Annotated in this window: 17 protein-coding genes; 9 read left to right on the top strand and 8 right to left on the bottom strand. The window is 68.2% G+C overall.

Annotated features, from left to right (window positions below; genetic code table 11):
- Positions 1 to 398 precede the first annotated feature (398 nt).
- A complete protein-coding gene (locus tag WOA58_RS15375) occupies positions 399 to 899 on the top strand; it encodes a hypothetical protein (RefSeq protein WP_340605151.1) in 501 nt (166 codons plus the stop codon).
- Positions 896 to 1,372, top strand: coding sequence for a hypothetical protein (locus WOA58_RS15370; protein WP_340605150.1), 477 nt, complete (start codon positions 896 to 898; stop codon positions 1,370 to 1,372). Before WOA58_RS15375 ends, WOA58_RS15370 begins: the two co-directional genes overlap by 4 nt.
- 81 nt (positions 1,373 to 1,453) lie before the next feature.
- On the opposite strand, the gene WOA58_RS15365 is transcribed toward WOA58_RS15370, so the two are convergent.
- The gene (locus WOA58_RS15365) at positions 1,454 to 3,274 is read right to left on the bottom strand and encodes an SLC13 family permease (protein ID WP_340605149.1); all 1,821 of its coding nucleotides are present in this window, start codon (positions 3,272 to 3,274) and stop codon (positions 1,454 to 1,456) included.
- Between the two features lie 81 nt (positions 3,275 to 3,355).
- Between WOA58_RS15365 and WOA58_RS15360 the strand changes: the two genes are divergently transcribed.
- The 4 genes from WOA58_RS15360 to WOA58_RS15345 all read left to right on the top strand — a co-directional run bounded on the left by WOA58_RS15360 (position 3,356) and on the right by WOA58_RS15345 (position 6,423).
- Complete coding sequence (locus WOA58_RS15360; protein ID WP_340605148.1) at positions 3,356 to 4,372, top strand: alcohol dehydrogenase catalytic domain-containing protein; 1,017 nt, start codon at positions 3,356 to 3,358, stop codon at positions 4,370 to 4,372.
- Between the two features lie 27 nt (positions 4,373 to 4,399).
- Positions 4,400 to 4,918: a hypothetical protein gene (locus WOA58_RS15355; RefSeq protein WP_340605147.1), complete on the top strand. Its 519-nt coding sequence runs from the start codon at positions 4,400 to 4,402 to the stop codon at positions 4,916 to 4,918.
- A 134-nt stretch (positions 4,919 to 5,052) separates the two neighbouring features.
- Positions 5,053 to 5,247 carry a cold-shock protein gene (locus tag WOA58_RS15350; RefSeq protein WP_006187181.1) on the top strand — a complete coding sequence of 65 codons (195 nt, stop codon included), beginning with the start codon at positions 5,053 to 5,055 and terminating at the stop codon, positions 5,245 to 5,247.
- Positions 5,248 to 5,460: 213 nt separating this feature from the next.
- Positions 5,461 to 6,423, top strand: a complete 963-nt coding sequence (locus WOA58_RS15345; protein WP_340605146.1) for a transcription initiation factor IIB — start codon at positions 5,461 to 5,463, stop codon at positions 6,421 to 6,423.
- Between the two features lie 141 nt (positions 6,424 to 6,564).
- Here the strand turns inward: WOA58_RS15345 and WOA58_RS15340 are convergent, their stop codons facing one another.
- Positions 6,565 to 6,849 (bottom strand): DUF7545 family protein, encoded by a 285-nt coding sequence (locus WOA58_RS15340; RefSeq protein ID WP_340605145.1) that lies wholly within the window; start codon positions 6,847 to 6,849, stop codon positions 6,565 to 6,567.
- Positions 6,850 to 7,037: 188 nt separating this feature from the next.
- Here WOA58_RS15340 and WOA58_RS15335 point away from each other — a divergent pair, with 188 nt between their 5' ends.
- Positions 7,038 to 7,439 (top strand): hypothetical protein, encoded by a 402-nt coding sequence (locus WOA58_RS15335; RefSeq protein ID WP_340605144.1) that lies wholly within the window; start codon positions 7,038 to 7,040, stop codon positions 7,437 to 7,439.
- 29 nt (positions 7,440 to 7,468) lie between these two features.
- Here the strand turns inward: WOA58_RS15335 and WOA58_RS15330 are convergent, their stop codons facing one another.
- Entirely contained in the window at positions 7,469 to 8,647 is a 1,179-nt protein-coding gene (locus WOA58_RS15330) for an inorganic phosphate transporter (RefSeq protein WP_340605143.1), read from the bottom strand.
- A gap of 248 nt (positions 8,648 to 8,895) precedes the next feature.
- Between WOA58_RS15330 and WOA58_RS15325 the strand changes: the two genes are divergently transcribed.
- A complete protein-coding gene (locus WOA58_RS15325) occupies positions 8,896 to 9,339 on the top strand; it encodes a hypothetical protein (RefSeq protein WP_340605142.1) in 444 nt (147 codons plus the stop codon).
- A gap of 25 nt (positions 9,340 to 9,364) precedes the next feature.
- Here WOA58_RS15325 and WOA58_RS15320 read toward each other — a convergent pair whose 3' ends face one another.
- Entirely contained in the window at positions 9,365 to 9,655 is a 291-nt protein-coding gene (locus WOA58_RS15320; protein ID WP_340605141.1) for a hypothetical protein, read from the bottom strand.
- Positions 9,656 to 9,911: 256 nt separating this feature from the next.
- On the opposite strand from WOA58_RS15320, the gene WOA58_RS15315 reads away from it, so the two are divergent.
- On the top strand, positions 9,912 to 11,087 hold the full coding sequence (locus WOA58_RS15315; RefSeq protein ID WP_340605140.1) for a polysaccharide deacetylase family protein: 1,176 nt from the start codon (positions 9,912 to 9,914) through the stop codon (positions 11,085 to 11,087).
- 21 nt (positions 11,088 to 11,108) lie between these two features.
- Here WOA58_RS15315 and WOA58_RS15310 read toward each other — a convergent pair whose 3' ends face one another.
- From WOA58_RS15310 to WOA58_RS15295, 4 genes are all read right to left on the bottom strand, one after another.
- Positions 11,109 to 12,188 carry an ABC transporter ATP-binding protein gene (locus WOA58_RS15310; protein ID WP_340605139.1) on the bottom strand — a complete coding sequence of 360 codons (1,080 nt, stop codon included), beginning with the start codon at positions 12,186 to 12,188 and terminating at the stop codon, positions 11,109 to 11,111.
- A complete protein-coding gene (locus tag WOA58_RS15305) occupies positions 12,178 to 14,007 on the bottom strand; it encodes an ABC transporter permease (RefSeq protein WP_340605275.1) in 1,830 nt (609 codons plus the stop codon). Before WOA58_RS15305 ends, WOA58_RS15310 begins: the two co-directional genes overlap by 11 nt.
- 85 nt (positions 14,008 to 14,092) lie before the next feature.
- Positions 14,093 to 15,163, bottom strand: coding sequence for a thiamine ABC transporter substrate-binding protein (locus tag WOA58_RS15300; protein ID WP_340605138.1), 1,071 nt, complete (start codon positions 15,161 to 15,163; stop codon positions 14,093 to 14,095).
- Positions 15,164 to 15,212: 49 nt separating this feature from the next.
- Positions 15,213 to 17,012 (bottom strand): asparagine synthase-related protein, encoded by a 1,800-nt coding sequence (locus WOA58_RS15295; protein ID WP_340605137.1) that lies wholly within the window; start codon positions 17,010 to 17,012, stop codon positions 15,213 to 15,215.
- Between the last annotated feature and the right edge of the window lie 346 nt (positions 17,013 to 17,358).

Here is a 17,358-nt window from a genome sequence, read left to right as displayed (position 1 = left end):
CGTATTCGGCCACTCCATCGAACGGGTTCCGGCGTCCCACTCCACCAGCTATCGTTGACGGCGTTCGGAGCGCCGCCCGAAGACCCCGCCACGAGCGATCGGGGACCCGTATCGGTATGGTCGTCCGAACCTCGCGCTGATCCCTCGTTCTCAAACCCCACGGTCGCTGTCATGAACGCCGACAACGACCGTCATCGTCATCCCGTCAACGGACGAACCTGCACGCCAGAGTGCAGGTCTTCGAGCCACCGTCGTATCGTGCAAAGCGACAGTAGGTGGCGAATACAGCGGTTCCGTCCGTATCGAACGTTCGCTATGGTGCTCTATTCGTAATGGTATGGACCTGAAAAATCCAACTCGGGGTTTATGGAGCCTAGACGGCGGAGATCGACTCGACCATGAGCGCAGACCCGAACCGTGGCCGACCGGCGACCAGACGGATACCGGCCGTCGCTGCGGCCCAGGACAGGCTCAGAGAACTGGATCGAACGCTCGAATCGTGGCTCTCCGATCACGGAATCACGGTCCTCCGATACGCCCTCGCGATGGTGTTTTTCTGGTTCGGCATCGTCAAGCCGTTCGACGTCAGCCCCGCGGATCCCGTCGTGGCGACGGGCATCTCCTTCCTCCCGTTCGGCCTCTTCTTCCCGATCCTGGGCTGGTGGGAGGCCCTCGTCGGCGTCGGCCTGCTGTTCGACCGAACCGTCCGCCCCGCGGTGTACCTGATGGTGTTCCAGATGCTCGGGACGATGATACCGCTCGTCACCGCGCCCGGGATGACGTTCATCGAGTTCCCGCTCGTTCCCTCGGAGATCGGCGCCTACATCATCAAGAACTGGGTGCTCCTGAGCGGCGGGCTCGTCGTGCTCGCGAAAACGAGACTGGAGGACGACGGATGAGCCTTCGATCGCACGACGACGAACCTCGCCGCCCGGTGGGGAGAGCGATCGGGTTCGCACGCCGGATCGAGGACGCGTTCCTGACGTTCGTGAGGGAGCACAGTCTCACGCTGCTGCGATACGCGTTGGTCACCGTCTTCGTCTGGTTCGGCCTCCTGACGACGTCCGGCGTGAACGGGATCGCCGGCCTCATCGCCGACGTCCTCTGGGTCCTCCCGTCGGGTAGCGTCGACCTGCTGCTGGGGGGCTGGGAGATCGCCATCGGGCTCGCGTTGCTCTCGCGGCGGACGACCCGTCTCGCCGTCGTGCTGGCAGCGGCCTACGTCGCGGTCATCATGCTCCCGCTCGTCGTCTCCCCGGAGGCGACGTTCACCCAGTTCCCGTACGGCCCCTCGTTCGAGGGGGTGTACATCCTCAAGGACTGGGTCCTGCTCGGCGGCGTGATGACCGTCGGCGGGCTGCTCGAGGAGTGATCGGTCCGGGGCCGAAACGACTGGGCTGAGTAGCGCGGTCCCGACGACGGCGTGTCGTGCCCTTCATGCCGTTCCGACCGATCAGCCGTTCTCCGACCACGCTTCGGCGAACTCCGTCGGAAGCGTCGTCAGATCGATACCCCACGCGATCGGCAGCCAGAAGAGCGCCATGAGCGTGATGATGACGATCCCGATCACGTTGAGCCCCGAGCCCACCTTCGCCATCTGTGGCAGGGTGATGTAGCCGCTCCCGAAGACGATCGCGTTCGGCGGGGTCGCGACGGGGAGCATGAACGCGAAGGAGGCGGCGGTCGCGCCCGCGATCATCAGCCCGAAGGGATGGACGCCGATGCCGATCGCGACCGACGCCAGGATCGGCATCAGCATCGCGGTCATGCCCGTGTTCGAGGTCACCTCGGTCAGGTAGACGGCCATGGCCACCACGACCAACAGGAGGACGCTGATCGGGACGCCCTCGAGCAGCTCGAGCTGCTCGCCGAGCCACGGCGCGAGGCCGGTCTGGTCGAACCCCGCCGCGATCGCGAGCCCGCCGCCGAACAGCAGGATGACCCCCCACGGGATCTCGACCGCGCTGGACCAGTCGAGCAGGAACGTATGTCCGCCGTCGGGCCTCTTCGTCGGCAGCACGAACAGGACCAGCGCGCCGCCGATCGCGACGAGCGTGTCGGCGTCCTCCGGGACCGGGAGGAGCCCGGCCTCGCCGACCAGGCTCGCGCTGATCCAGGCGAGCGCCATCCCGACGAAGACGACCGACACCATCCGTTCCTGGGTGCCCATCGGCCCCAGCTTCGCGAGCTCGTCGTCGATCGTGTTCGCACCGCCCGGGAGCTCCTCGAACTCCGGCGACAGGGCGACGCGCGTGACCCAGACGTAGACGGTCACGAGCCCGATCAGTGCGATCGGGAGCCCGTAGAACATCCACTGGGCGAACGTGACGTTCTCGCCGAACAGCTCGCCGGCCTGGCCGGCGAAGAGGATGTTCGGCGGCGATCCGATGAGCGTCGCGACGCCGCCGACCGAGGCGCTGTACGCGATACAGAGCATCAGGGCGATGCCGAACGTGAACTCGCCCTCGGCCGTCTCGATGTCGAGGCCGGCGTCCTCGATGAGGTCGCGCGTCTTGTAGATCACCGCCAGCGCGATCGGCACCATCATCATCACCGTCGCGCTGTTCGAGACCCACATCGAGAGGAACGCGGTCGCGAGCATGAACCCGAGTATCAGCCGCGAGGGGGTGGTGCCGACGAACTTGATCGTCCGCAGCGCGATCCGGCGATGGAGGTCCCAGCGCTGCATCGCCATCGCGAGGAAGAACCCGCCCATGAACAGGAAGATCAACGGATCGGCGTACGAGGGCGTCGTCTCCGCGGCGGGGAGCGCGCCGGTGAGCGGGAAGAGCACGATCGGGAGCAGCGAGGTCGCGGGGATCGGGATCGCCTCGGTCACCCACCAGCTCGCGACCCACGCCGTCACGGCCCCGGCTGCCTGTCCCTCGAACCCAGCGGGAGCGCCCGGCGTCGGACCCAGCAGGATCAACGCGAACAGCGTCGGCCCGAGCACGAAGCCGATCTTCTGTCGGAGCTTGTACTCCCCGCCGACGTCGAACGGCGACGGATCGTCGTCCCCGCCGTCCCTGCCGTCGCCATCGCTCCCGTCGCCACCGCCTCCGTCGGCGCCGGCGTCCGATGGCGATTCGCCGTTGCCTTCCGCGTCCGCTCGCCCGCCGTCGGTGAACGCGTCCCGGACGACGCGCCGTTCGTCCTCGCTCGTGTGATCCATGTCGGCCAGGATGCGGGCACCGTCGAGCTGGAGATACGCCTTCGTCTGTGCGTTGAGCCGCCACAGATAGGCCCACAGCCGCCGGAGAACGGATGTCACCATCTAGCACCGAGTTCGCAACTGACCCACATTAAAGAGGTGCTTTCAGGGACCTATAAGCGCCGGTGGGTGCATGGGTATGTCATGCGTATCGCTCCCTTCGCCGGACTCGGCGGTCCGGACGACGTGACCGTACAGGACGTCGACGATCCCGACCCGGAGCCCGCCGAGGCCGTCGTGTCGGTTCGGGCCTGCTCGCTCAACCGCCACGACCTGTGGATCCTCGAGGGCGAATCGGCGATGGTCGATACCGAGAAGCTCCCGTTTCTCTCCGGGCTCGACGTGGCGGGGGTCGTCGAGTCGGTCGGCGAGCGCGTCGATGCCGTGAGCCCCGGCGACCGGGTGGTGCTGTTCCCCAACGAGACGTGCGGGCGCTGTCGGTACTGTCGCGAGGGGCCGGAGAACCTCTGTGAGGAGTTCTCGCTGTACCACGGTGGGTTCGCGGAGAAGGCCGCGGTACCCGCGGACCGGCTGGTTCACCTCCCCGACGGGGTCGGGATGACGAGCGCGGCTGCGCTCCCGACGGCCTACGTGACCGCGTGGCGGATGCTCCGTCGTGCTCGGGTCACCGCCGGCGATCTCGTGTTCGTCCCCGGCGCGACCGGGGGCGTGGGCGTCGCGAGCGTCCAGCTCGTCGACGTCCTCGGGGCGCGCTCGATCGGTACCTCCACGTCGGCCGAGAAGCTCGAACGGATCGAGGAGCTGGGCGCCGATCACACGATCCGGTCGGCCGATCCCGACGTGCTCGAGGCGGAACTCCGCGAGATCGGCGAGACCGACGCCGTCCTCAACCACCTCGGCGGCGAGTACACGGACCTCGGGCTCCGGACGCTGCGCCGCGGCGGGCGGATGGTCGTCTGCGGTCGGACGGCCGGCGCCACCTCCGAGATAGACGTTCCCGCGATGTTCCTGAACCACCTGCAGCTGATCGGGAGCACCATGGGGACGCAGGGCGACCTCGAACGGCTCGTCGGGCTCGTGGCCGACGGGACGCTCGAACCCGTCATCGGCGGGGAGTACGCGCTCGAGGAGACGGGACGGGCCTTCGCCGACATGCAGGACCGCGAGCGGGTCGGGAAGCTGGTCGTCCAACCCAACTGACTTCGGGGTGAGTCCCCTACCCGTTGTATGAACGGCGAGGACGGATCCCCCCCGACGGCCGAGGAGTTCGCCGAGTACTGCCGGACGCAGGCCGGGCTCCTCTCGGGGCGCGTCGAGACGATGAGCACGGAGGCCGACGCGCTGCTGGACGAGATCGACGAGGTGACCGCGGACGTCCGCGAGCGCCTCGACGGCTCGACGGGGGACACCCGAGGCACGGCGACGGCGCAGTCGCCGGGAGGGCCCAGCGAGGGATCGGTCGACGTCGAGGCGATCGAGGACCTAGAGCGCGAGATCGAGGAGAAGCAGACGCTCGTCGAGGCCAAACGGGTCCGCATGCAGGCCTTCCAGGAGCTCGCGGCCGACTACACCGACCTGGCCGAGGAACTGCGCTCGGAATCGAACGACGGCCACGAGGCACTGGAGCGCGTGGTCCGGTTCGAGGGCGATCACCGCGCGCCGGACTACTTCGACGATCGGGGAACCGTCTACGAGGCCGCGGCGGCGTCGAACGGATCGGAGACGACCGAGCCGGATCCGGACTGATCCCTGTCGACGTCGACGAGCGATCTCCCACACTCTCCGGGACGGATCCGGCGACTCACATCCGTGAGTGTAATGAACATAGGTAATATCGTTTCGGAGCCCTTATACGTTGGTCGGCACTATGTAGATACGTAATGGCGAAAGGCAACGTTGATTTCTTCAACGACACTGGCGGCTACGGTTTCATTGAGACGGACGACGCGGACGATGACGTTTTCTTCCACATGGAGGACGTTGGCGGTCCGGACCTCGAGGAAGGCACAGACATCGAATTCGACATCGAGCAGGCCCCCAAGGGTCCCCGAGCGACCAACGTCACCCGACTTTAAAACGGCTGACTGCGGTTCGAGCGGGCGGCGAAATACCGGATTTTTCGAGCGATCGACGAACGAACCGACCAGCCCCGGCCATTGCCCGATCGATCGCCGGACGAGCGGGCGAGTCACGGCGATCGGCGTCGAGTCGAGCGTGGGCTCGACCCATCGTCGGGTGCCCCCAGGCGGCAAGGGCTTAAGTCGCCGCGAAGATATTGGCAATATACGATGAAAAACCACACTCGTCAGGTCGAGCGCGACACTGAAGCGGAACGGGAAACGGAGGAGTCGGAAGGTGAGCGGGTGTGCGATGAGTGTGGATCGGATAACCTCGTCAAGAGCGACGACCAGGGCGAGCTCGTCTGTGAGGACTGTGGACTGATCGTCGAGGGGACGAACATCGATCGGGGGCCCGAGTGGCGGGCGTTCAACCACTCCGAGCGCCAGAGCAAATCGAGGGTGGGCGCGCCGACCACCCAGACGATGCACGACAAGGGGCTCACGACCCAGATCGACTGGAAGGACAAGGACGCCTACGGCCGGTCGCTGTCGGCCGAGAAACGCAGCCAGATGCACCGACTGCGAAAGTGGCAGGAGCGCATCCGCACGAAGGACGCCGGCGAGCGAAACCTCCAGTTCGCACTCAGCGAGATCGACCGCATGGCCAGCGCGCTCGGCGTCCCCCGCTCGGTCCGGGAGGTCGCCTCGGTGATCTACCGCCGGGCGCTCAGCGAGGACCTCATCCGCGGGCGCTCGATCGAGGGCGTCGCGACGGGCTGTCTCTACGCGGCCTGCCGGAAGGAAGGCATCCCGCGCAGCCTCGAGGAGATCGCCGACGTCTCGCGGGTCGAGCGAAAGGAGATCGGCCGCACGTATCGATACGTCTCCCAGGAGCTCGGCCTCGAGATGCGCCCCGTCGATCCCCAGCAGTACGTCCCCCGTTTCTGCTCCGAGCTCGAACTCAGCGAGGAAGTCCAGGCGAAGACCAAGGAGATCATCACCGTCACGACCGAGAAGGGGCTGCTGTCGGGCAAGTCCCCCACGGGCTACGCGGCGGCGGCGATCTACGCCGCCTCGCTTCTCTGTAACGAGAAGAAGACCCAGCGCGAGGTCGCCGACGTCGCGCAGGTGACGGAAGTCACCATCCGGAACCGCTATCAGGAGCAGATCGAAGCGATGGACATCCAGTAGCCGTCCGCTCCGGCCCCCGACCTTTTCGTCGCCCCATGCGTATCGACCCGTCGAGCTCGAGCGCCAGCGGCGGTTCGCCCGACGTCCGATCGGATCGACGCCGGCACGGTGCTCCCGAGAACGGGCCGGCACCGTCGGGCATCAGTGGGAGTGGCCGGTCATCTCCGCGAACGACCTGCCGAAGCGTTCCTCGAACAGCGCCATGGTCTCCTCCTCGATCGCCCGGACCTCCTCGTCAGGTTCGCCCTGCGAGTGGTGGCTGATCGCGTGGACCTGCTGGGCACACGACAGCAGCGCGAGATCGCCGAGCGTCTCCGCGGGCGACTCGTCGCCCTCCGCGAGCAGCTCCAGCAACCCCGCCGGGACGTCGATCCCGTCGGTCGAACCGTCGTCGCCGTCGATCGTGAACGTGGTCGTATCGGCCATCACCGGGGGTTGTACGGGACGGGTGAAACAGCTATTGATCCGGATACGAGGGAACGCGCTACCCCGTCCCTCGCCGTCATCCCAATTATAAATTCTAGTATTCTAGCCGGAAAACATATACTTACTACGTTCCGAGTAAGTTTGATGAAATACAGAGCAGTCCCTCCCTTCCGAACGGGGGTACGACCATGATCTGGCAGGACTTCGTCTTCATGATCGGCAGCGGCCTGTCGATCGTGTTCCTCGCACCGACCCTGCGGGACGCCGCGGCGAACGTCCCGCTCGCGACGAGCGCCCCGTCGATGGTCATCGGCGGCGTCTACGCGTTCACCTTTGCGACCCTCGGCATGACGTTCTCGGCCGCGGGCGCGCTCGCGACCTGCGTCATGTGGACGCTGATCAGCTTCTTCCGCGCCCCCGAATCACCGTACAACGCCTCCAACGCGGTCGGGAGCGCCCCACACCGGATCGACCTCTTCGCCACCGACGCACGGTACTGGATCCGCCGGAAGCGCCGCCGGAACGAGGTCCCCCTCGAGTCGTACGCCACCGACGGCTCGGCTCCCCGTTTCTCCCTCGGTGCCGACTGATCGACCTCCGTCCCCGATGGGCAGGCGGATCACCACCAGAACTGAAACAGCGCGGCGAAGGCGACGTAGGCCCCGACCGTCGAGAGGATCGGGATGACGTTCTGGAGGACGATCACGCGGCTGGTCGTCGTGGGGTCGAACAGATCCGACGCGGTCGGGACGGGTTCCGGCTCCGCTTCCCCGATCTTCGGTGCCTCCGTGTCAGGTTCGTCGGCCGCCAGGGCACCGACGGAGACGTTCGGTGACCGATCGCCCTGAACCATCTCCGAGAGCGTGGCCGTCCGGGTCGCCCGGCCCCATCCGAGCCCGACGATCGAGGTCGTCGCGATGATGACGAAGGAGGCGGGGATCCCGATCGCCGAGAGGCCGATGACGATCGTCGAGGAGACGACCGCGACGACGATCGCCGCGGTCAACGGCAGGTCCGTGATGTCGTTGCCGAGCGTGTCGAGCGTTCGGCGGGCGATGGTGAACGCGCCGACGGCGACGGCGCCACAGCCGAGCAGGATCATCAGGTCGATGTCCACGCCGGCACCGACGAGCGGCGCGATCGCGTTCGCGATGTTCGAGGTGCCCGACGAGAAGGCCATCAGACAGCCGATACCGACGACGACCACGGCCCCACCGAGCTCGCGCCGCGTCGTGTTCGGTCCGGCGACCGGCCTCGGGAGGGCGCCCGACCGATCGACATCGATCAGCCGTCCGGGGCTGGTGGTGACCGCCACCCACCGGTTGATATGCGGGTAGAAGTATCGGCCGATCATCCCCGAGACCCAGAAGCCGACGATCGGGGCGACGATCCACCAGACGGCGATCTCGCCCATCACCGCCCAGTCCAGCGACCCGGTCGCGACGCCGAGGCCGGCGATCGCACCGACGGCCGTCATCGACGTCGAGGCGGGGACGCCGTAGTAGTTGCCGATGAACAGCGCGCCGCCGATGAAGAAGAGGACGACGATGCTGGATTGGATCGTGAACACGCCGGGGTCGGTGACCAGGTCGTTGCCGAGCGTGTCGACGACCTGGCGGCCGATCGTCCAGCCGCCGATCAGGAAGAACACCGACATCAGCGCCGCCGCGCCGGTCTTCGAGATCGCGCTCGCTCCGACGGCCGGCCCGAACGCGGGGCCCGTGGTCGCCCCGCCGATGTTGAAGCCGACGAACATCGCGACCGCGATACCGATCAAAACGAGAAAGAGTTCGAACATACCGAAGAAACGCCTCGGGATCACTTAAGCAACCGTAATCGAATATCCGCGCTAGGAACTGCAGAAACGGTATAGACGCCGGATACGGGCGAGGAGACGACCGACGGGGCTGCTCGCCGGGATCTCGGATCGGGGAGCGTTCTCCCACGGACGGCGGGACGAATGCACGCTTATTCACGTCTGGAGCCCCGATATCCGACAGTGCAACCACGGAGCCACTACTCCCGCCGGCCCGAGGTGACGGGACGATGATCCCGAGTCGCGTGGATTTCGTCGTCGATCTCGCCTACGGCGTCATGATATTCGTCTCCATCGCCCTCATCCTCGTCGTCGGCACCGGCGTCGGCATCGCGTTCGGCCTCGGCGTGTTGGTCTCCTACGTCATCCACATCGCCTGGAAGATGGCCCGGTTCGATCCCGACTGGATGACCACTGAGGTGGCCGAACAGGTCGAGGAGACCGTCAGCAAGGAGGTCGAGAAGACGGTCGGTGAGACGGTCAGCGAGGAGGTCGAGAAGACGGTCGGTGAGACGGTCAGCAAAGAGGTCGAAAAGACGGTCGGCGATACGGTCAGCAAGGAAGTCGAGAAGACGGTCGGTGAGACGGTCAGCGAGGAGATCGAGAAGACGGTCAACGAGCAGGCGACCGAGGAGGACCGGAAAACGGCCAGCGATGGGGGTTCGCGGGAGTAGCGCGAGCGTTCGACGGGGATCGGGGCTACCCTCGGGCCCTCACCCGCTCGAAGGTCCGCCGGACATGAGGCTCGGTCCGCTCGAGCGAACTCCCCCAGATGGTCCGCGGCGCGTCGTCGCCGGCCGGCTCCCAGACCACCGAGAACCGTTTTCGCTCCCGCTCCGGACGGGTATGCTGATAGACGGTGAGCCTGTCCCGATACTCGCTCACCCACTGTGCGAGGGTGATCCGGCGGGGGCTCGTCGGAAGCCCCCCTTCCGTCTGTCGGACCCAGTCGTGTGGCGGCTGCAGCGTCGGGTATCCGTCTCGAAGCATGCGTACTCTACCTATCGCCAGTTGTATTAGACGAGATATATATTTTGTGCTAGTAGAGATCGGGCGATGGGGGAACTCGCCATCGGCCTCTCGGATCGTGCGACGTCGTCGCGACGATCGAACCACCGACCACGCCCCGGCGGGCGGCTCGCGAGCCCGCTGTCCTCCGGTTCCGGCTCGAACCGAACCGCTCCGTATGAGGGTTGCTGCCAGCCTTCAACGCACAGTTAAGGGCGACGCCCGATACGTCACGGCCGTGACCGACAGCACACGCGGCACGCTTCGCTCCACGCGGCGATCGTTCATGCGGGCGGCCAGCGCCGGCGCGGCGCTGCTCTCCGGCTCGGCGGTCGTTTCGAGCTCGGGAGCGGCCCAGGAGGACGCCGAGGACGACGAGCCGGCGGGCTACCTCGTGTTCGTCTACGACGACAGCCCCGCCGAGGACTACCACCAGACGTTCCACGCCCACGAGGAGTACGACGCGCCCGGCTGCGTCGCCGCCTGTCCCGGGCTCATGGACACCACCGAGGACTGGCTCTACTCGGGCCAGCTCGAACAGATGTACGACGCGGGCTGGGAGGTCATGTCCCACACCCTCGAGCACCGCGCGCTCGGCGAGGTGCCGATCGTCGAGGACGTCGCGGCGGACGACGCCGAGATCTACGTCGACTCGAACGTCCACGGCCGCTACGAGGGCGACCCGCTGGTCGTCTTCGACGACGAGAGCGAGGCCGAGGCGACCGTCGTCGGCCAGGGCGAGGACGCCGACGGGCAGTACCTCGAGCTCGAGGAGCCCCTCGGCGAGAGCTTCACCGCGGGCTACGAGACGCGGGTGCGCTACACCGACGAGTTCACCGAGGAGGTCCTCGCGGAGTCCCGGACCCAGCTCGAGGAGATCGCGGGCGAGGGCGAGGTGACGGGCTACGTCCACACCTACGAGCGCGACGACGGGCTCGTCGGCGAACTCGTCTCCGAGTACTACGAGGCAGTCCCCCAGGACGACGGCGTCGGGCTGAACCCCGAGCACGAGCCCGACCCGCTCGATCTCTCGCGGCGCTACTTCGAGGAGGACGCGATGGACGAGGCGGAGATCGCCGACTTCCTCGACACCGTCGCGAACGAGCCCGACTTCGGGATCCTCTCGGGCCACAGCCACTACGAGACGCTGCCCCCCGAGCGCGTCGAGCTGGCCATCGAGATGGCCCAGGAGCGCGACATCGAGATCGTCACGCTCCAGGAGGCCCTCGATCGGTTCGACGTTCTCGACGCTCCCGAGCGGGAGGGAGCGGATGAGGACGGGGACAGTGAGGGTAGCGAGGACAGCGAGGCCGACGGGGACGACGGGAGCGACGGTAACGGGGACGAAGAGGACGAGGAGTCCTCGGGGTTCCTCGACGGCATCGCCGAGTTCTTCCGGACCCTCTTCTCGTAGACCGGGACGAATCGCCGGGGTTCAGGTCGACTCGACGTCGACGACGTGTACGTCCTCCGGTCGGAACCCGACGGCGACCCGTCCCCCCGGGCGGTCGTCCGTCCACACGAGGAGCTCCCGGCCCTGCCACTCGAGACGCGTCCGGGTCCGATCGCCCAGGAACTCGGCGCTCTCAACCCTCGCTTCGAGGCGGTTGTGATCGAGTCCGGTCGCGAACGCCTCGGGACGGACACAGAACGTCACGCGATCGCCGACCGAGAGTTCGCGGTCGCCGGAACCGACCGTCACCGTCTCGCTCCCGACCCGGACGGCCCATCGCCCGGATCGTTCGGCGGGGCCGACGACCTCGCCGGCGAAGACGTTGTTGTCGCCGACGAACTCCGCGACGAACCGCGTCCGGGGTCGCCCGTAGATCGCCTGCGGCGAGTCGACCTGCTCCGCGCGCCCGCCACGCATCACGGCAACTCGGTCGGAGATCGCGAGCGCCTCCTCCTGGTCGTGGGTGACGTAGACGGTCGTGATCCCGAGCTCGCGCTGGATCGAACGCACCTGCATCCGGAGCCGCTCGCGAAGCCGCGCGTCGAGCGCGCTCATCGGCTCGTCGAGCAACAGGAGGTCGGGGCCGGCCGCGAGCGCGCGGGCGATCGCGACGCGCTGTTGCTGGCCGCCCGAGAGCTGCTCGGGCTCGCGAGCGCCCATCCCCTCGAGGTCGACCAGCTCCAGGAGCTCCTCGACGCGTCGCTCGCGGGAGACGCCGCCGGGCGGGTCCGCGAACTTCAGGCCGTAGCCGACGTTCTCCGCGACGCTCATGTGGGGAAAGAGCGCGTAGTTCTGGAAGACGACGCCGACGTCGCGCTCCTCGGGCGGGACCCCCGAGACGTCCTCGCCCCGGACGGCGATCGACCCCCCGTCGGGCGCTTCGAAGCCCGCGATCAGGCGCAGGGTCGTCGTCTTCCCGCAGCCCGAGGGCCCCACGAGCGTGAAGAACTCGCCCTCCCGGACCGACAGCGAGAGCTCCTCGACGGCGGTCGTCGTCCCGTATTCGACGGACACGCCCTCGATCGAGAGCGCGACCGGCGCGTCGCCCGGCTCAGAGCCCAAAGCTCTCACCCCCGAGGCGGTCGATGATCACGAAGCTGACGCTCGAGACGAAGAGCAGGACGACGCCCATGGCGGTCGCCGGGCCGAGCCGGCGGCCGATGAACCGCTCGATGGCGATCGGCATCGTGTACTGGTCCGTGCCGGTCGCCAATACGATCGTCGAGGAGAACTCGCCGATCGAGATCGCCGTCGCGAACGCCGCGCCCGCGACCACCCCCGGCCAGACCAGCGGGAGCTCGATGTCGACGAGCGCGCGGGCCCGCGAGGCGCCCAACGCCCGCGCGGACTCGATCAGGCGATGGTCGAGCGACTCGAAGCCCGGCGCGACGGTTCGGACCACGAAGGGATAGCAGGTGACCGCGTGGGCGGCGACGATCGCGACGGCCCCGCCGACGGCGAAGCGCCAGCCCGCGATCTCGACGCCGAAGACCGGTCCCCGTAACAGCCCGATCCCGACGATGATCCCCGAGACCGCGAGCGGCGCCATCGAGACGGCGTCGACGAGCTTCCGGCCGCGATAGCGCCGCGTCGTCAGCACCGAGACCACCACGCCCATCGGCAGCGAGAGCGCCAGCGCGCCCGCGGCGAAGACCAGCGAGTTGCGGATCGCCGGCCAGGGCTGGACCTGGAAGGCCGCCCCGGTCGCCTGCCGTTCCATGAGGAAGCGGTAGTGATCGAGGGTGAGCCCACTCGGCCCCGTGACGCTCGTATAGAGCATGCTCGCGATCGGCGAGACGAACACGACCAGCGCGACGAGGGCGTAGACGCCGATCCCGAGCCGGGGGACGAGCTCGCGAAGCGAGGGGTTCGCGGGCAGCAACGATTTTCGAGGCAGTGGACGGACGCCCCGCGAACGGACCGTGTGCTTCGCCTCGTAGCGCAGGTAGGCGTAGAGAACGCCGAGCGTGATCGCGAGCTCGACGATCGCCAGCGCCGCCGCCTCGGTGTAGTTCAGCTCCCGGACGAGCTGGTAGACGAACACCTCGACGGTCGCCAGTTCGAAGCCGCCCAGCGCGAGCACGATCGGGAAGGTCCCGAAGGTGAAGACGAACGTCAGCGCCCCGCCCATCAGCACGGCGGGGTAGAGCTGCGGGGCGATCACGTCACGGAAGGCGCGAAACGGACCCGCCCCGAGGCTGCGGGCGGTCTCGACGGTCCGCGCGTCGACCGACTCCCAGGCGGCGGTCGTGACCCGGGCGACCAGCGGCGCGTTGTAGAAGGCGTGGGCGATCAACACCGCCTCCAGCGTGAACAGCAGCTCGACGGGGCCGAGCCCGAAGGCGGAGAGGACCGCGTTGAGCGTCCCGTTCTGCCCGAAGGTGGCGACGAAGCCGATCGCGACCATGATCGAGGGCAGCACGAACGGCAGGATCGTCAGCGAGCGGAGCGTTTTGCGGCCCCGGAACTCGTAGCGCGCGAGCACGTACGCCGCGGGGAGCCCGAGCGCGAGGCTCAGCAGCGTCGACAGTGCGGCCTGGTAGGCGGTGAAGCCGACGATCCCGAGCCGGCGCTGGCCCGCGAGGACGTCGCCCGCGACCGCGCGGGGCGACTCCCCGGCCAGCAGTCGCGCGAGGTCGCCGAAGTAGAACGGGTCTCGAAGCAGCTCCGCGAAGGCCGCGAGCGTGAACGCCCCCTCGACGACCACCGACTCGATCAGGACCGTGGCGACCGGGTAGTAGAACAGCAGGACCAGAAGCAGCGTCGTCCCGGCCGCGAACAGCGCGATGGCGCGGCGTTCGAGCGCGTCGCGGACCCGGCGGGCCCGCCCGTCGTCGGGCTCGGACGGGCCGCCCGCGCCCTCCGCATTGGGCCCGCCGATGGGGGCGGGACCGCCGTCCGTCCCGATCGCCGGCGTTCCGCCTTCGCTCTCGCTTCCGTTCTCGCCCTCGACCCCCGACGGGCGGCTATCGGCCACCGGCGACCACGTCGCTCCAGCCGTCGAGCCACGTCTCGAGGTTCTCGTCGAGCTCGTCGTAGTCGAAGAAGACCGGGTCGTCGGGTATCTGGGCGTACTCCTCGTAGACCTCCGGGAGGTCCGTCTCGGTGTTGACGGGCCCGGTGACGTTTCGCTCGGCGATCACGGCCTGGACCTCCGGCGAGAGGACGAAGTCGGCGAACTCGTGGGCCAGCTCGTCGTTCGTCCCGTCAGCGAAGCGCCCCATCCCCGAGACGTTCGCGTAGGCCTCGTCGTTCAGCAGCGAGACGCGGTGTTTCTCGAGGTCGTTGCCGTCCCGTTCGGCGTAGACCCGGTCGTTCGAGTAGGAGACGATCACCGGCACCTCCTCCTCCTCGAACTGCGTGTAGACGTCGCCCCACGAGTCGAGGATCCGGACGTCGTTCTCGAGCAGCGCCTCCCAGTAGTCGAGATAGCCCTCCTCGCCGAACTGATCGATCGTCCAGAGCAGGAACAGCAGCCCCGTCGTCCCCTCCTGTGGGTTCGAGAGCGCGATCTGGCCCTCGTACTCGGGATCGAGCAGGTCCTCGAAGGTCTCGGGCTCCGCGACGGTTCGGCCGTCGTAGACGATCGCACAGTAGCTGCTGTAGGTCGGGAGCGCCCGGTCCTGGGGGTCGAAGTAGAACTCCTCGTCGACGTCGTCGGCGTGCTCCAGGCCCCCCTCGTCCCACTCGGTGAACAGTTCGCCCTCGGTGTTGCGGTCGACGCGCACGAGCTCGTGGGGGCTGAACCCCAGGTAGAGCTCGGGCTCGATCCCGACGTCCTCGTTGTGGCGCTCGATGTAGTAGTTGATCTCCTGGTCGGGCGTGTGCCACTCGAGGGTGACGTCGTGGCGCTCCTCGAACTCGTCCTTGATCCACTCGCCCGGGCTGTCGCTCGGGGCGTCGACGAACGATCCGTAGGTCGCGACCGCGAGCGTGTCGTCGTCCGCATCGTCGTCGTCCACCGGGTTCGCCGAGCAGCCCGCGAGCCCGATCGCCGTCGCGGCCACACCGGACTCGAGGAACGTTCGTCGTCTCATTACCGAGTGGTCACACCGGGTGATGTATAACCCCCTCGTTCCGGAGCGCTCAGTCCGACCCCTCGTCGGTCGGCAGCTCGATGACCGTCCCGTCGGGGACCGGGCTCGATGGATCCAGGAAGTCGATCCGGCCGGTCTCGGCGAGGGCCCGAAGCGCGTAGAACCCCCGAGAGTCGGGCAGCCGGTCGAGCAGGACGGGATCGACCGCCCCGTACCACGCGAGCGGGTGGCTCCCGGACTCGCCGAAGCGCGAACGGGGCGCGAGAAACGGCGGGAGCCACTCGCCGTCCCGCTCGGTGAACGCCCGTTCGGGGGTGTGGCGCAGCAGCGAGAGCGTCCGGTCGATCGTCGGGAGCGTCCTGTCGGTGCGGGCCGCCCGCGCCCGCGAGAGATCGGCGACCTCGCGGTAGCGCTCGACCGCGAGCTCGCTGTGGAGGCGCTTTCCCCGGCGCCCCTCGAGCCAGATCCGTTCCCAGGCGCGGACGTACGCCGGGTCCCACAGCGGGAGCCACCAGTCGAGGCCCCGATCCTCGTAGACCCGGCAGTCGCCGTTCGTGAACGCCGCCATCCGCCCGCGCCACTCCCAGCGCTCGTAGGCCGCGGCGGCGCTCGCGGGACCGTCGATCGCGTCCGGGTCCCGGCCGCCGAGCAGCCCCCGCCGAACCCGCTCGCGGGCGGCCGCCTCGAACCGGGGGTCGTCCCAGTCCCAAAGCGTGTAGTGGCTCTCCAGCACGTGGTCGACGAGCCCCTCGACCGACGGGTCGACCCCCTCCTGCTCCGCGCCCCGATCGTCCTCCTGGGGAACCCCGCAGCCGGTCTCGCCCCCGTCGGGAGCACCGGCCTCCCCGACGAATCCGGGGAGCCGTTCGCTCGGCGTCGCGACGGTATGGCCCGGACAGACCAGTACCTCGGACGGGATCCGGTCCTCGCTCACGAGCCGGCGGACCGCCGGCCACTCCGCGAGGAAGGGGAGGGCGTCGGCGAACGCCTCCTCGCGGTAGCTGCGGCAAGCTTCCCCGTGATACCAGCGGCGCCAGTCCTCCGACGAGTACTCCACGTGGTGCCACTCGATCCCGAGCTCGGCGGCGACCTCGCGGCTCGCCTCGACGTCGGGATGGCCGACGCGGCCGAACGAGAAGCCGATCACTTCCCGGCCGCGCCCGACCAGCGAGGCGGCGAGCAGCCGCGAGTCGTGGCCGCCCGACAGCGGGACGGCGATCGGACGGTCCTCAGCGATCCGCTCCGTTCGATCGAGGGCAGTCTCGAGACCCGCGCGCAGTAGCGCCCTCGCCTCGCGGTCCGACCGTGCGACCCGGTCCTCGGCGGGAGTGCTCGAATCGGCCCGTTCGACCCCCGGCCAGTGCTCGCGATAGGTCCGTCCCTCGATACCGCGCTCGCCGACGGCGACGACCTCGCCGGGCTGTGTGACGCGGACCCGCGACCAGACCGTCTCCGATCCGGTTACATAGCGGGTAAGCAGCAGCTCGCTCTCGGCTACCGGATCCCGCCCCGACCCCGTCTCCTCCCGAACGACCCGGCCCCGGTCGCCGACGACCGTTCCGTCGGTCGCGTAGTACAGCGGGATCGACCGCGCGCCGTCGGCGACGAGATACGCGCTCCGCTCGAATTCGGGGGGAGCGTCGACGACCGCCGCGAAGAACCCCTCCAACGAGTCGGCGGTATCGCAGAGGGCGTCGAGCGCTTCCCCGGGCGCCGCCCCCTCGATGGCGCCCCGGAACCTCGCCGCGAGGGCCTCGTCGGCGAGCAGCGCCCCCCTGTCGAAGGCGCGTCCCCGGACCGCCACGCCGTCGACGGCCGTCCACCCGTCGGCGCGTAGTCGCCGCTCCATGCGTGGGCCCGGTTCGACCGGGAGCCGTATATACCGGTCGCCGCGCCGCTCGTCGAGGTCGGATCGGTAAAAAACGGGAACGCTATCGGGGCTGTGCCCGGTCTGTCTAGACGAATAACTGGGATGGGTTCCTCGGTGATCTCGCCTGATGGGTAGACTCAACGGAGTTCCCGTTTTCGGTCCCGGTTCAAGGCCTGTAGCTCGCCCTCTGGTGTTCGAGCACCGTAGTTGAGATCCTCTTGGACGCAGGTGCCGTGTCTGGTGCTGATCAGGTAGAGTGCCGACTCCTCGGTTCGTCGCCGATTACACGAAATACAGCTACAATCGCCTTTGATTTAGCGAATTG

Source organism: Halalkalicoccus tibetensis, assembly GCF_037996645.1.
GTDB lineage: Archaea > Halobacteriota > Halobacteria > Halobacteriales > Halalkalicoccaceae > Halalkalicoccus > Halalkalicoccus tibetensis.
This window is presented reverse-complemented; position numbering and strand designations above follow the sequence as displayed.